This is a genomic window from Pedobacter kyungheensis, assembly GCF_000812965.1.
Lineage (GTDB): Bacteria > Bacteroidota > Bacteroidia > Sphingobacteriales > Sphingobacteriaceae > Pedobacter > Pedobacter kyungheensis.
Map to the genome: position 1 here is coordinate 108,079 of NZ_JSYN01000016.1, position 15,847 is coordinate 123,925.

11 protein-coding genes are annotated in these 15,847 nt (G+C 38.4%); 6 read left to right on the forward strand and 5 right to left on the reverse strand.

The genetic code is table 11. The features are described 5' to 3' along the window. Positions 1 to 6: 6 nt before the first annotated feature. The 4 genes from OC25_RS14325 to OC25_RS14340 form a co-directional block, all read right to left on the reverse strand. The gene (locus tag OC25_RS14325) at positions 7 to 1,173 is read right to left on the reverse strand and encodes a glycosyltransferase (protein ID WP_039477216.1); all 1,167 of its coding nucleotides are present in this window, start codon (positions 1,171 to 1,173) and stop codon (positions 7 to 9) included. Positions 1,174 to 1,180: 7 nt separating this feature from the next. Beyond that, entirely contained in the window at positions 1,181 to 2,998 is a 1,818-nt protein-coding gene (locus OC25_RS14330) for an ABC transporter ATP-binding protein (RefSeq protein ID WP_039477217.1), read from the reverse strand. Positions 2,999 to 3,242: 244 nt separating this feature from the next. Beyond that, positions 3,243 to 4,274: a glycosyltransferase family 4 protein gene (locus OC25_RS14335; RefSeq protein WP_039477274.1), complete on the reverse strand. Its 1,032-nt coding sequence runs from the start codon at positions 4,272 to 4,274 to the stop codon at positions 3,243 to 3,245. A 96-nt stretch (positions 4,275 to 4,370) separates the two neighbouring features. After that, positions 4,371 to 5,249: a glycosyltransferase family protein gene (locus OC25_RS14340; RefSeq protein WP_039477219.1), complete on the reverse strand. Its 879-nt coding sequence runs from the start codon at positions 5,247 to 5,249 to the stop codon at positions 4,371 to 4,373. Between the two features lie 69 nt (positions 5,250 to 5,318). Between OC25_RS14340 and meaB the strand changes: the two genes are divergently transcribed. After that, a complete protein-coding gene (gene meaB / locus OC25_RS14345; protein ID WP_039477222.1) occupies positions 5,319 to 6,215 on the forward strand; it encodes a methylmalonyl Co-A mutase-associated GTPase MeaB in 897 nt (298 codons plus the stop codon). Between the two features lie 64 nt (positions 6,216 to 6,279). Here meaB and OC25_RS14350 read toward each other — a convergent pair whose 3' ends face one another. Beyond that, complete coding sequence (locus tag OC25_RS14350) at positions 6,280 to 7,569, reverse strand: aminopeptidase P family protein (protein WP_039477223.1); 1,290 nt, start codon at positions 7,567 to 7,569, stop codon at positions 6,280 to 6,282. A gap of 171 nt (positions 7,570 to 7,740) precedes the next feature. Between OC25_RS14350 and OC25_RS14355 the strand changes: the two genes are divergently transcribed. From OC25_RS14355 to OC25_RS14370, 5 genes are all read left to right on the forward strand, one after another. Beyond that, positions 7,741 to 9,084 (forward strand): OmpA family protein, encoded by a 1,344-nt coding sequence (locus OC25_RS14355; RefSeq protein WP_039477225.1) that lies wholly within the window; start codon positions 7,741 to 7,743, stop codon positions 9,082 to 9,084. Between the two features lie 97 nt (positions 9,085 to 9,181). Next, complete coding sequence (locus OC25_RS28485; protein WP_341844541.1) at positions 9,182 to 9,319, forward strand: DUF6728 family protein; 138 nt, start codon at positions 9,182 to 9,184, stop codon at positions 9,317 to 9,319. A gap of 13 nt (positions 9,320 to 9,332) precedes the next feature. After that, on the forward strand, positions 9,333 to 9,713 hold the full coding sequence (locus tag OC25_RS14360; RefSeq protein WP_039477230.1) for a RidA family protein: 381 nt from the start codon (positions 9,333 to 9,335) through the stop codon (positions 9,711 to 9,713). A gap of 255 nt (positions 9,714 to 9,968) precedes the next feature. Beyond that, positions 9,969 to 12,071: an ATP-dependent DNA helicase RecG gene (gene recG, locus OC25_RS14365; protein WP_039477232.1), complete on the forward strand. Its 2,103-nt coding sequence runs from the start codon at positions 9,969 to 9,971 to the stop codon at positions 12,069 to 12,071. 502 nt (positions 12,072 to 12,573) lie between these two features. Beyond that, entirely contained in the window at positions 12,574 to 15,834 is a 3,261-nt protein-coding gene (locus OC25_RS14370) for a SusC/RagA family TonB-linked outer membrane protein (protein WP_082018607.1), read from the forward strand. The last annotated feature ends 13 nt before the right edge of the window (positions 15,835 to 15,847 follow it).

The window sequence follows — 15,847 nt, forward strand, 5'->3', positions numbered from 1 at the left end:
GAGCGATTAAACTATACCAAAAATGGTGTCAAGATTCTTGTAGCATTGTTCTTTTTCGTAATTGAGATTAAATGTAGCCAAAGCATTTTCTGCCTGTTTTTGATAAGCAGAATCATCTGTTAACAGTTGCATAATGTTGTTTTTAAACTCAACCGCATCATCACTCACCAAACAACCATTGTTGTTTTTGTCAATTAATCCATCAATTCCTCTGGTATTACAAACCACCGGCATGCCATAAGATAGCGCTTCTACTACTTTTATCTTAGTTCCGGTACCTGTTAGCATAGGGCATAATGCAACTTTAGCATTTTGGTAATAGGTGGCTAAATCTTCAACAAAGTTTACTGAAGTAATATTGGGTGCTTTAATAGTAAGATGCTCATTGATCTGCCCAATAACACATATTTGTACATTGGCTGGTAACAATGGATACACCTCCTTAAAGAACCAATTGGCAGATTTTTGATTGTGTACATTATCGCTGGCAACATATATCAAATCGAACGATTTTTCTGCAATAACGCCAATGCTTTCAGGTTTATTCAGCATCATTGGCGCTAAAGCTACCTTGTTTTTACAAAACTGACTAAAAATATACTGCTCCTCAACAGAAATGGCCAACGCAATATCAAATAAAGAAATTCTTCTGATTTCTTCTTTAAAAGATTGGCCGATGTTCACTTTTCTTTGAAGTTGTGCCGTTATAAAATCATGCGTGTCAATTACCGTTACTGCTCCCTTTGTTAAAGGATTATGTTCTACCAAAGTAGCCCAGCTGGCATAGTTAATAAAGATATAATCGTATTTTTTTTCTGCTAAGATTTTTTTAAAAGCCCGCTTGAACCTTAAGGTAACCAATTCAGGGAATTGAAGCGGAAAGAACCAGGCCTTATTTGAATAGAAGAAATTTGGAAGTTTGTAAAAAAGCAGGTAATAAAGTATATTTTTTTTTGAAGGTTTTTTTTTAATTACGTAAGTATTATCGGCCAGACCTGATTGCTTAAATACTTTAATATCTGTTTCATCCCAACGCCCCGTGTAATATTCGCTTACAAAATCAATTTCAAAATTTCTTGATTTAAAATAGCTCAACATGCTTAAAGCCCTGGTTCGGTTCCCCGCATTTTTTTTCAACGGGTTATCAGGCATAAAAAATAATACTTTCTTCATTCAAATATTAGTCGTTAAAGGCCTGCATGTCAATTAAACGCCTATATAGTCCATTTTTATTCATCAATTCGTTGTGGCTTCCGCTTTCCACAACTTCACCTTTATCAATCACCACAATTTTATCGGCATGTTGTATGGTACTTAGGCGGTGTGCGATAACGATTGAAGTACGGTTTTTCATGAGGTTGTTTAAAGCTTCCTGTACTAATTTTTCAGATTCGGTATCCAGTGCCGAAGTTGCTTCATCTAAAAGCATGATTGGTGGATTTGCTAAAACTGCCCTGGCAATACAAACGCGTTGCTTCTGTCCACCAGAGAGTTTATTGCCCCGATCGCCCACATTGGTTTGATAGCCATTCTCTGTATTCAAAATAAAATCGTGTGCATTGGCAATTTTTGCGGCTGCAATAACTTCTTCTTCGGTAGCATCAGGTTTAGCAAAGGCGATATTATTAAAGATACTATCATTAAATAGAAACGATTCCTGATTAACGATTCCCATTTGCGAACGGATACTTTCTACGGTCAGGTCTTTGTAATCATGACCATCGATTTTAAGTGTGCCCGATTTTGGATCGTGAAAACGAGGGATTAAATCCATTAAGGTGCTTTTTCCTCCCCCTGAAGGACCAACAAGTGCTACTGTTTTTCCTTTTTCTATATCTATATTGATATTTTTTAAAACCTGTTTCTCGCCATAATAGAATGAAACATCCTTTAAGATTAACGAATTATTGAAATCGGGCAGCACCTCTGCATCAATTTTATTTTTAAGTGCAGGTTCAGTATCAATTAAATCTAATACACGTTCGCCGGCAGCAATACCTGAATGGATGCCACTAAACGAATCGGCTAATGCTTTTACTGGTTGTAATACCTGAGAAAAAGTAGCTAGGTAAACTACAAATTCTGCAGCTTCCAAATCGCCTTTTCCACTCAATATCAGCGTACCACCATATAGAAGGATAAATACTACAACTAAAACCCCTAAAGTTTGTGATACCGGAGAGGCTAACTGCTGTCTCCTGGCCATTTTCCTATTTAAAAATGAGTAAAACTTGTTTTCAGAATCAAATCTTTCCTTAGCCCTTTCCGTAGAATTAAAAGCTTTAATAATCTTTATTCCACTTAGTGATTCATCTAAAAAGCCAATCATTTTTGCAAAAGATTCGTGTGACTGCGTTGCTTGTTGTTTTAATCTTTTTACGATTTTACTGATGATAAAGCCCGAAACAGGAATAACCAATAATGAAAATAAGGTTAGTTTGGCAGAGATGGAAATCAACACTCCGATAAAGAACAATAATTGCAGAGGTTCTTTAAATACAACCTGCAAAGTATTGGTAACTGTAAATTGAACCACCTGCACATCTGAAGCTACTTTTGAGATAATATCGCCTTTTCGCTCGTTATTAAAATAACCAACATGCAAATTCATTACATTATTAAAAACGGTTTTACGTATGTTTAGGAGGGTATGTACGCGTAAATCTTCCATAAAACGCTGAGAAAAATAGCGGAAAAAGTTGGCAAGAAATACAGTTCCAACAATAATAATGCAGATTACTTTTAGCGCCAGAATTTTATCATCGGCAATAATCCCATTGATATATTCGTTAAAGCGACCCAATAAATCCCAGCTGCCTTTCTGTTCTGCAGCTTTGGTTGGATCACATTTTCCTAAAAAAAGTGCCTGCATTAGCGGGCCAAGCAATGTAAAAAGAAATGTATTAAAGAAAATCGCGAATAATGTGGTGATCACATAAGGTATTGCAAACTTTTCAATCGGCCTGGCAAATGATAATAAACGAAAATAAGTTTTCATTAAATATGGTATATATAACGGAGCTTAGGGCATGCCTAGCCGTAAAAAAGTATAATAAAGTTCAGGCAAATGTACGGTTTTTCAGATATATGAATAAGACCAGAGGCGCTTGCCTGATTAAAATTACAATTCTCTAATTTTAAAAGGAATAGGACATTTAATGAAGATACGTTATCATCGGATATTCAACAGACTGAGTGAATTTGTTGCCCCGAAGCGCTGGCAAAGTAATTGATGAGGAATGTTATTTTTTTCTATCATTCAGACATTCCTGATATAAATGCAGATATTGGTTCGCGGCTATTTCCCAAGAAAATTTTTCGGCCTGGGCAATTGCTTCTTTCGTTCGGCCATTTTCCGTAAAATCAATCATTCCGTTTTTAAACACCTCCTGCATGTGTTCAGGTTCGAAATTGTCAAAGTAATAGGCAACATCGCCGCCAACTTCGGGAAGTGAAGTAAATTTGGATAGAAATGCGGGTTTGCCAAAATGCATGGCCTCAATAATGGGTAGACCAAATCCTTCGGCAACGGATGGGAATAAAAATGCACTGCAGTTCTTGTAATACCAGGCTTTATCTTCATCAGATATTGGTCCGGTAATATGTACCCTATCCAAACAATTATATTTTTCGGCTTCTTCTAAAATGCGTTGCTTGTGCGGCGTTTCCCTGCCAGCTATAACCAATTCGAAATCGTTATCTTTTAGCAGGGCTGGCAACAAATGAAAACCCTTTTGCACAGACAGCAAACCAATGGTAAATAGAAATTTTCCAGCAGGTTTAAGTGTTGGCTGATGATTTTCAGCAGAAACCAATTTGTCGGCACCGTTGTAAATTACACTAACTTTATGTGTGGCTTCTGGAAAATAGTGTTTTACATCATTAGCAACAAATTGTGATATACATACAATTTTATCACACTGAGAGATAAGCTTGCCTAGCTTTTTTAGATAAACCTGAATTCTGTGCGGTTTGCTAAATTTCAAATGCACCTTATTCATGTCATGAATGGTCATTATTTTCTTAGCGTTTACCTTATTTGGGCGCAACCTGCAGGTTTGATCAGAAAGATGTACCACATCGAAATCATTCTTTGGTCCGAAAAATAAACGATCAAACCGTGAAAGATACAAGATATCAACCAAGCCGTTAAATAAGTACTGCGTTTTTTTAAAAAGATAGAATTTAAGTTTAAATTTCCCTTTGTTCTGCTCAATTAACGCATCACCTAAACCTTTTCCAAAAGAAAAGTATCCGCAATTGGCGTCTTTCATTGAATCAAAAGTTACTAAAACCGAAGGTTTTCCCATTAAGCTATTTCTTTATTAATTAAGCAAAATTACGCAAATCGATATAAACGAATGTTTGTACTATTTAACAATTTTATAATTCCGGTATTCAAACAACCGTAATCCGGTTAAATCTTCAATTTTCTGAAGTAGCTTTCTTCTGAAATTCATTTTTGGCGTTTCTTTGGTCAGGTCTTTTTCAAATTTCCAGTTTGCAGCAGCGATTCTGGGTTGCATTATTTTAGGGTGACTTCCCTTAAAATGAACCAAACGGTCGGCATTGTGCATGTCAAAAGTATCCTGAACGGGATAATTTGCTTCAATCCATTCTTCTGTTTGGTAGAATTGGTTAAAGTTGCGCACTTTTCCTTGTAAGCCTTTTGGGGGCTTTACCCAGCCATAATGATAAACATAGGCATCAATCAATTTAACCTTTAGCTTACGGTCGCTAATCCTGAAACCTTGTGCATCCCGGTAGGAATGCACACCAGGGAGGTTTTTGATGATACGTACCTCTCTTCTGTACCAGCGTCTTGATTCGGCAAGGTAATCATATGAAGCGTAAAAGTGTTTATATTTTAAAAGCAGGGCCTCAACATTTGGATTGTTAAGCTCCTGTTCCATCTCTTTTTTAATTAATGGTAAATATTCTTCGTGAATGGCTTCGTCTCCCTGGATATAGATCATCCAATCGGTATCTGCTGAGATTTGCGCAAGGGCTTTGTTGGTTTCGTCGGCAAAAACGCGCCCGCCTTCGCGAATGCTATCATCCCAAATGGTATCGATCGTTCTGATCTTTTCAGGGTCGATCTGTTTAACCATTTCAGAAGTTCCATCGGTCGAATTTCCTAATGCAACTATAAAATCATCGCATAAAGGGAGCACTGAAAGTATGGCTTCTTTTGCCGGGTAATCGTTAACAATTGCATTTCTTAAAAAGGTAAAGCCGGTTACTTTCATTCAGTTTTGTTGTTGATGGCCTTTTGTGGCTAATAATTTTTGTTTATTTGTACAAAGATAGTTTTATTGATGAATACGCATCTATCCATTTTAAACGAAGTAAAAGCTGGCAATTACCGGATTCTGGCAAGGGCTTTAACCCTGGTTGAGAATGATATTGAGCCATCGGTTGCAGTTTTAAAAGATTTGGATAGTCGTGTTAATGTGCCGGTTTTAGGGATTACGGGCCCTCCGGGCGCAGGTAAAAGTACCTTAGTGAACGCCATAACCAATCATTTTACGGCCAAAGGAAAACGCATTGCCATATTGGCGATCGACCCTACCTCTCCATTTAATTTCGGCTCTTTACTCGGCGACCGCATCCGGATGGCCAGTCAGTTTAATAAGCCTGATGTTTTTATTCGCTCATTGGCTACCCGTGGGGCCTTAGGAGGCATTTCGGCTAAAACCATCGAAATGGTGGATGTTTTAAAAGCCTCAAATTTTGATTTAATTATTATTGAAACAGTTGGTGTAGGTCAATCAGAAGTAGAGATTGCAGGCCTGGCTGATAAAACAATTGTGGTATTGGTTCCCGAATCGGGAGATGAGGTGCAAAATATCAAATCAGGTTTGATGGAAATTGCAGATTGCTTTGTAATTAACAAAGCCGATCGGGCAGGGGCTGATACTTTTGCGAACAACTTGAAAAAAGTAGTGCATCAGGGCACTAAAGCCATCCCTGTTTTAAAAACCATTGCCGATAAAAATACCGGCATTGATGTTTTATGCGATTGGATAGAAAAGCCAAAAGCTTTGGATAATAGTAAAAGAGCACTTTTATTTGCGGAAAAAGCATGGAAAATTATTCAACATCAAAAAATGCAGCACATAGATAAAAAAAGGCTGCTTGAAAAAATCCAGGCAGCATTATTGCAAGATGATTTTAATATTTACCGCTTTGCAGATAGCTTTTGCAATGGTTAACTGGTTAATTGTTTAAACTAGTTAACTGAGGACTGTAAACCGCCAACTGTGTACTTAAACCCAGCTAGCTATTCATAATATCTTCAATCTCCTCTGCAGCTAATGGAATATCGGCCATTAAATCTACATTGCCATTGGCAGTAATGAGGATGTTGTTTTCTAAACGTATGCCTAAGCCTTCTTCAGGAATATAAATGCCTGGTTCTACCGTTAATATATTGCCCGTTGCAAATGGTGTGTATCTGCCTGCAAAATCGTGTACATCGATGCCCAAATGATGAGAAGTGCCATGCATAAAGTATTTTTTGTATGCAGGCCATGCAGGATTTTGATTTTTTACTTCTTCAGTAGTGATTAAACCCAGTTTAATCAGTTGTTCTGTCATCACTTCTCCAACCTGTTCGTGGTAAGTATTCCACAAAACACCTTCACCAATTAATTTAATCGATTCTTTCATTACATGGTGTACGGCATTGTAAACCTCTTTTTGTCTGGGCGTAAATCTTCCGTTTACCGGAATTGAACGGCTCATATCGGCGTTATAATTTGCATATTCTGCACCAAAATCAAAAAGAATTACATCGCCATCTTTGCAAGTCTGGTTATTATCGTTATAATGAAGGATATTGGCATTATGGCCAGAGGCGATAATCGGTGAATAGGCATGGCCTGTGCCGCCCTGGCGAATAAATTCATGAATAATTTCAGCTTCAATTTCATATTCCTTAACACCAGGTTTGGTAAACTTCAATACCCTTATAAAGGCATCGCGGGTTATGGCACATGCTTTTTTTGTCAATTCAATCTCTACATCAGATTTTGCCGCCCTTAAGCCCCTCATAATTGGCGCCGAACGCTCAAAATGATGCAATGGATATTTTGATTTTATTTTTTCGATGAAACGCAAATCGCGGTAGGGCACCTCAGGCGAATAGCGATCGTTTTCATTGGTGTTTAAATAAATGTGATCGGCATAGTTAACAATACTGTGTAAAATGTTGTCAAAATCCTCAAGCCAGTAAATCGCCTCAATGCCCGATGCAGCTTTAGCCTGCTCTTTGGTGTACTTGTATCCTTCCCAAACTTTAATGTAATCGTTGGTCTGTCTTAAAAACAGGACTTCCCTGTACAAAGGATTAGGACAATCGGGATATAACAGCAGTATGGTTTGCTCCTGATCAATTCCTGATAAATAAAATAAATCAGGATTTTGCTTAAAAACAAAGTTTTGATCACCACTTCTTGGGAATTCATCACTGGCGTTGAATATGGCTAACGAGTTGTTTTTTAGTTGTTTACTGAATTTTTTTCTATTTAAGATAAATAACGACTGATCGATGGTTGGATATTTCATAGAAATGGTATTTTTATACTGTAAATGGCCAAATGTAAGAAAATGATCATTGACTGTGAAGTTTGGAACGGAGTTTGTATAAAAGTTTGAAAATTTAAAATTTTGTTTAATTTTGCGATTACTAAAAAATTAATCAATTAAATTGTTTAACCCTTAAAAAAGAAAAAGATTATGAATTATTCTACTTTAAAGAAAAGTGTTGCGCTTTCTTTAGTGGCATTAACAGGAGTTGCTTCTCTTGCTGTCGCTCAGGATGCTCCTGCAACCTCTTCTGCTGTCAAGGTATTTGGCGGTAGAGGTCAGTACAGAACTTGGTCTATCGGTGTACATGGTGGTGTTTTAATGCCAGTTGTAGCTATCGGTGGTTCAAACGACTTCAACAAATGGGATGCTAACTTAGGTTACGGTTTAAACATCCGTAAACAATTAGGTCACTCTTTCGGTTTAGAATTAAACGGAACTCGTGGTAAACTTTCTGGTAACAACGATGGTCTTAGCAACCCTGCTATCAAAGAATTCGAAACTCAATTACAATATGCTGTAGATTTACGCGGTGTTGTGAACTTGGGTTCTATCGATTTCTTACGTCGTGAAAACTCTGTAGGTTTCTTCTTAACAGCTGGTGCTGGTATGATGGCTTATGCTCCAAAAGTAACTACTTCTACAGGCGTAATTGACTGGAAAGGTAAAGCTGTTGGTCCTGCTGATGACAGACACGATGCTAAAGACTATGTAAAAGGTTTCTATATTCCAGTTGGTGCTGGTGTTAAATTCAAAGTTTCTGAGCGTGTTAACTTTAACTTAGGTTACACTATGAACTTTGTTGATGCTGATAACTTAGACGGAGTTTATGCTAAAGGCCAAACTAAAGATAAATTCTCTTACGGTTATGCTGGTTTAGAATTCTCTTTAGGTTCTTCTGCTAAACCTACTTTAGAATGGACTAACCCATTAGCTACTATGTACGATGAGTTAAAAGATCCAACTTTACGTCAAGAAGTTGAAGCATTGAAAAACCGTGTTTCTGCTGTTGAGAAATCTGTTGAAGATTTGAAAAAAGATTCTGATGGTGACGGTGTTGCTGATCAGTTCGATAAATGCCCAGGTACTCCTGCTGGTACTGCTGTTGATGGTTCAGGTTGTCCGCTTCCAAAACCAGCTCCAGTTGAAACTCCAGTTTCAAATGTAACTGGCTTCGAGAAAATCGGTTTCGATTTCAACTCTTCAGTTTTAAAAACTGAGTCTTACCCTACTTTAGATAAATTATCTTCAACTTTACGTGAAAACGGTGGTAAAGTAACTGTAAACGGTTACGCTTCTAGCGAAGGTACTGCTGCATATAACTTGAAGTTATCTAAAGACAGAGCTAACTCTGTTAAAACTTACTTAGTAAACTCTGGCGTTAACGCTAGTCAAGTTGCTACTAAAGGTTATGGCGAAGCTAACCCAATTGCTTCTAACGATACTGAAGAAGGTCGTATCCAAAACCGTCGTGTTGAAACTGCTAGAAACTAGTATTTCAATATAAAAGATAAGAAAGTCCCGATGCAAATCGGGACTTTTTTTATGCCTTTTAGTTTCGCCTGTTAAGCTTTTTCGCTAAGTTTGTATTATGTACTTCTTTCGAAAAAAGGATCCCAACAGGCCAACTAATATCAATATCAGGATTATGCATTTCATCAATGCATTGGCCATATCTATTTTTCTCGCAGGCATCATTTACAAGCTGATTCAATGGCTTGCCAGGTAATCTTAAAATTAATATGAAACAAATTATTAAAACCACTAATGCTCCAGCTCCAATTGGACCATATAGCCAGGCTGTACAAGCCGGAAATTTTTTATTCGTGTCTGGTCAGGTAGCAATTAATCCTGAAAACGGAGAGTTAAATATTGGCAATATCGAAGAAGAAACACATCAGGTAATGCGTAACCTTAAAGCGGTACTGCTTGAGGCCGGACTAACTTTCGATAATGTTGTAAAATCGACTATATTTTTAAGTGACATGGGAACTTTTGCACAGGTGAACGAAATTTATGGTCAATATTTTAGTGCTAATTTTCCTGCACGCGAAACCGTTCAGGTTTCTGTATTGCCTAAAAACGTAAATGTAGAAATTTCTGTGATTGCCATTGTAGGATAATTCCGGCCTCTGGAAAATCATTTTTATTGCTGACATTGTTCCTTAAATGCGGAACAATGTCATGTCTATCCAAAGCATGATAGAAAAGTAGCGAATCTAATATCATTTTCTATCTCTAATTGTTGCAGATTATAATCCTTAAAACTAGGAAGGTTAATCGCTACCAGTTTTTGTTTATTTGCTTTTACTGCCATCGATCATTATTTTTAATGCGCAATTGCTAAAAACGTAGTTTATCAGAAACACACATATTCGTTGAATTCGATCTTAGATACACCTGTTGAATTTATAAAGGGCGTAGGGCCTAGTCGTGCCGATGTTTTGAAAAAAGATCTTGGTCTTTTTACTTTTCAGGATATGCTGGCTCATTATCCCTTTCGTTATATCGATCGTACCCAGTATTTTAAGATCAACCAGATCAATATCGATTCGCAGTATATTCAGATTATAGGGCGCGTTATTGGCAAAAAAGTAATCGGCGATAAAAGGGCAAAGCGGATTGTTGCTGTTTTTAAAGACGAAACGGGAATTATGGAACTGGTATGGTTTCAAAGTTTAAAATGGGTTGACGATAACATTAAGGTGGGTACTGCCTATGTGGCTTTTGGTAAGCCAACTTTTTTTAATGGCACTTTTAGCATTTCTCATCCGGAAATGGAATTGTACCAGAATAGACCTGTTGGAAGGGGAAATTTAACTTTGCAGCCTGTTTACAACTCCACCGAAAAGCTAAAAAAATTCAATCTCGATTCAAAAGGTATTCAGCGCTTAATTGCTGGCCTGCTCGATCAGGTAATTCAACAGGTGACAGAAAATTTGCCAGCCTATATCATCGATAAATACCAGCTGCCTGATAAAAAAATGGCATTGCTGAATATTCATTTTCCCAAAAATCAAAAAGATTTAAGTGCTGCCGAAAGGCGGTTGAAATTTGAAGAGTTATTCTTTATTCAGCTTCAGCTTTTGCACAACAAGCAGCTGCGCCAGTTGAAGTTCAAAGGTGCAACTTTTGATAAGGTTGGCGACAAAGTGAATCGTTTTTACAAGGAGTTTTTGCCTTTCGAGCTTACCAATGCACAGAAGCGCGTGGTTAAAGAAATCAGGATTGATACCCAGCGCGGTGTGCAGATGAACAGGCTTGTGCAAGGCGATGTAGGTAGTGGTAAAACCGCTGTGGCGCTCATGAGTATGCTGCTGGCCAATGATAATGGCTACCAGGCTTGTATGATGGCTCCTACAGAGATTTTAGCCCGGCAGCATTATGCATCCATTACAGATTTAGTTACAGATGAACTGGTGAAGGTTGCTATCTTAACCGGAAATACCAAAAAGAAAGAACGTACCATTTTGCATGAACAATTGGAAAGTGGCGAAATCGATATATTAATTGGTACGCATGCCCTGATAGAAGACAAAGTTCAGTTCAAAAACCTGGGCCTAGTGGTTATTGATGAGCAACACCGTTTCGGAGTAGAGCAACGTGCTAAACTCTGGCGAAAAAATATTATCCCTCCGCATATTCTGGTGATGACAGCAACGCCAATTCCACGAACCCTGGCCATGACACTCTATGGCGATCTGGATGTTTCTATCATTGATGAATTACCTGCCGGAAGAAAGCCTATCGAAACCAGGCACCTGTTTGAAGGCCAGCGTTTAAGGATGTTTGGTTTTATGAAGCAGGAGATTGCCAAAGGCCGGCAGGTTTATATTGTTTATCCGCTGATTAAGGAAAGTGAAAAACTAGATCTTTTGCATCTGGAGGCAGGAATAGAGCAATTGAGCTATCATTTTCCAAGGCCAGACTATCAGATCAGTATTGTGCATGGTCAAATGGCCAATGCAGATAAACAGTTTGAGATGGAGCAGTTTATAGCCGGTAAAAGCCAGATTATGGTCGCCACTACTGTAATTGAGGTTGGGGTAAATGTACCCAACGCTTCGGTAATGGTGATCGAAAATTCAGAGCGGTTTGGCCTTTCGCAACTCCATCAGCTGCGGGGCAGGGTTGGGCGGGGTGCTGAACAGTCTTTCTGTATTTTAATGAGTGGCAATAAGCTAAGCAAAGAAGGAAAAGTTCGTTTAGAAACCATGGTGCGCACCAATAACGGCTTCGAAATTTCAGAGATTGATTTGCAGCTTCGTGGCCCAGGCGATATTACCGGCACCCAGCAAAGTGGGGTTTTAGATCTGAAGCTCGCCGATTTAGCTAAAGATCAGGTTATTTTAGCTGAAGCGAGGAATACCGTGATTGCTTTATTCGAAGATGATCCGCAGCTGTCCAAACCAGAACACGCTATGCTAAAAGCACATCTACAAAAACTCGAAAGGGGAATTTCTTTCGATAAAATCAGCTGATTTTTCTGCAAGCTGATTATCCATGCATTTTTAAAGAAAATACTGCTGCCCGGGCATTCGAAAAAAAAGGACTTAGTGTATATTATACAAGAACTCTTGGCTTTGTATTTTTTAATCTACTTTGCGTAGTTTTATCCGTTTTTTTTACGAATACACCCCTTATAATTATTAATTTACCCCGGCATTAAAATCATAATAGTTTTTATCTTGCAGTTAACCAAATATAAACTGTCATACTGACAAGTCCAGTTCAAGGACTGAAGAGTCGCAGTAGTTTTTAACTTCATAATATGGCTATATTGTTAATTTAAAGCAGTTAATAAGGGGGGTAAAAAATATTGATCAATCCGGACAGCTGAGGTGGAATCTCTGAAGGTAATTCTTGTGTAAGCAGTTGTTTCAGTTGAGTATATTTTAATCATTCATTTTTAGACGTCTAATCATTACTTCTATGTATTAAATAGTATTACAATCAGTATCTAACCAAAATAAATTGAAAACTATGAAAAAAAATCTATTGAAGACTTTTGCCAGAAGCAGCATGTTTCTTGTGTGCGGTAGTTGTCTTGTTTTTTCTCCACCTGCCAGTGCCTTTGTGCGCAAGAAAGAACCACTCTATCTTTACAAACTTCCCTTTCAGGATATTGTTGTAAAAGGTGAGGTTACAGACGCCAAAGGTCCAATACCCGGTGTAAGTGTTAAATTAAAGGGAGGAACGGCAAGTACTGTAACCGATGGTTCGGGTAAATTCAGCATCAAAGTACCTGAAGATGGTACGCTGGTTTTTACTTATGTGGGCTATGTAGATCAGGAAGTTGCAGTAAAAAACCAAACCAGCATTAAAGTACGTCTGGTAGAAAATAACCAGAACCTTTCAGAAGTGGTTGTTGTAGGATATGGAACACAAAAGAAAGCCGTTGTGTCGGGTGCAGTAGCTGCTGTTAAAGGTACCGAATTGGCCAAATCTTCTTCTGTAAACTTAACTAACTCTTTGGCTGGTCGTTTGCCAGGGGTAACTGCATTACAGAGTAGTGGCGAGCCCGGATATGATGGTTCTACTATTCGAATTCGCGGTATCAATTCATTAGGGAACAATAATGCCCTAATCGTAATCGATGGGATTCCAAACCGTGCCGGAGGTATGGAGCGCCTAAACCCGAACGATATTGAAAGTGTGTCGGTTTTAAAAGATGCTTCTGCTGCCATTTACGGTTCGCAGGCGGCAAATGGGGTTATCCTCATCACCACCAAATTAGGTAAATCGGGTAAACCTCAATTCTCTTACGATTTTAGCTATGGTTTACAGCAGCCAACACGGATACCCAAAATGTCGAACTCGACCGAATATGCCGAAATATTAAATGAACTGAATATTTTTGGATCAGACCTGAGCCCTAATGAGTGGTCGGCAGCCTGGAACAGTTTTAAAACAAATGGAACCTATACTTCAACAACGGGAAAGGTAATTAATGCCGCTTATAAACCTGATGAAATCAGAAAATTAGGCGATGGCTCAGACCCATTAAGATATCCGAATACTGATTGGTTTAAGACCGTTTTTCAAACCTGGTCGCCACAACAAAAGCATAACGTTCAGATTAACGGAGGAAGCGAAAATGTAAAATATCTGGCCTCACTTGGTTACCTTGATCAGGATGGATATTACAAAAACTCAGCTACCGGCTATAAACAGTACGATTTGCGTTTTAATCTCGAAGCTAAATTAAGTAAATACATCACCACTACATTAGGGGTAAACGCCCGCGAAGAGGATCGTAATTTCCCAACTGTTGGTGCGGGGGATATTTTTAGGTTTTTAATGCGCGGCCGACCTACTGAAATAGCCATATGGCCTAATGGTTTACCCGGAAGGGATATTGAGTATGGTTATAATCCGGTTGTTTCTACTACTGATTTAACTGGCTATAATAAAGATATAAGGGATTATTTTCAAACTACGGGTAAGGTTGAAATTAAAATACCAGGTGTGGATGGATTAAAAGTTACCGGAACAGCAGCCATAGATAAATATTCGGGCAGACAAAAAAACTGGCAGCTACCATGGACGCTTTATGACTGGGATAAGAAAACCTTTGAGGCTGATGGAGTAACTCCAGTATTAACCGGTACAATACGATCGCAATATACCGACCCAAGACTAAGGGAAACAGCTGGCGGACAGTTGGCGGTAAACTTAACCGGAATGATCAACTACGATAAAAAAATTGGCGATCATAATATTGGTTTAATGGCTGGGGTAACCCGCGAAAAAGTAGCGAACGATGGCTTCACGGCTTTTAGAAGATATTTCCTGTCATCAGCAATTGAAGAGTTACTGGCAGGGGATGAAAAGGAGCAATCGCTGGGTAACAATCCTGGAGACCCCAATAATTTATATAACAGGGCACGTTTAAGTTATTTCGGAAGGGCTGGCTATAACTATAAAGAAAAATACCTTGCCGAATTTCTGTGGCGGGTAGATGGCTCCTATATTTTTCCTACGAACAGGCGTTTTGGGTTCTTTCCAGGTGTATCATTGGGCTGGCGCTTATCAGAAGAAGATTTCTTTAAAAACAATGTCAGCTTTATCAATAACTTGAAAATCAGGGCGTCATACGGTCAGATGGGAGCTGAAGCCTATTTTGGCGATGCCTTACAAGAATATCAATATCTCAGTTTGATGAATTTCGGAAGCTATATCTTCAATGATCTCGTTACTAAATCCATCACAGAAGGTAAGGTGCCTAATTTGGATTTTGGATGGGAAGTAGCCAATAATACTAACGTTGGTTTAGATGCGTCATTCTTGAATAACAGGTTATCGTTAGAATTCGATTATTTCTATAATAAACGTACCAATATCCTGATTAGCAGAGGTAGCTCGGTTCCGGAAAGCACTGGTATAACCGACCGTTTGCCGCCTGTTAACCTGGGCAAAGTAAACAATAAGGGTTTCGAGTTTAAATTAAGTTATAATGACAGGGTTGGCGATTTAAATTTTGGTGTAAGTGTTAATGGTGGTTATGCCAAGAACAAAATCATATTCTGGGATGAAACTCCTGGAGCACCTGAATGGCAACGTTCTACCGGTAGGGTAACCAATTCTTGGTTGGTATACGATTATGATGGTGTTTTTAAAGATCAGGCAGAAATTAACGCAAATACCTTAAATTATAGTGCCTTAACCAATAACCTGCGTCCTGGCGATATGAAATTTAAGGATATTAATGGTGATGGTAAAATTAATGCAGATGATAAAATCCGTTTGGATAAAAATGGTACCCCAACTTTTACGGGAGGTGTAAATTTAAACCTTCAATATAAAGGATTCGATTTATCAGTGCTTATTCAAGGTGCTACGGGCGGTATGCAGATTGTAGGACTAACAGAATCAGGTGATATTGGTAACTTCCTGGAATGGTCGTATTTAAACCGCTGGAGCATTGATAACCCAAGTTCGGTAAATCCGCGCTTATCAAACCGCGGCGCTACCTATTATACCGATAGCAACAATGCATTAAATAATACCTATTGGTTACGCAGTAACAACTACATCAGACTTAAAAATGTTGAATTGGGCTATACATTACCAAATACGCTGGTAGAAAAAATCGGTCTAAATTCAGTACGGGTATATGCCAATGGCTTAAACCTGTTCACGCTGGATAAAATCAAGGTTTGGGATCCTGAATCGACCAACTCAAGTGGTCAGTACTATCCACAGGCCCGTGTAATTAACATGGGTATTAAAGCCGCCTTTTAAATAAATGTATAGC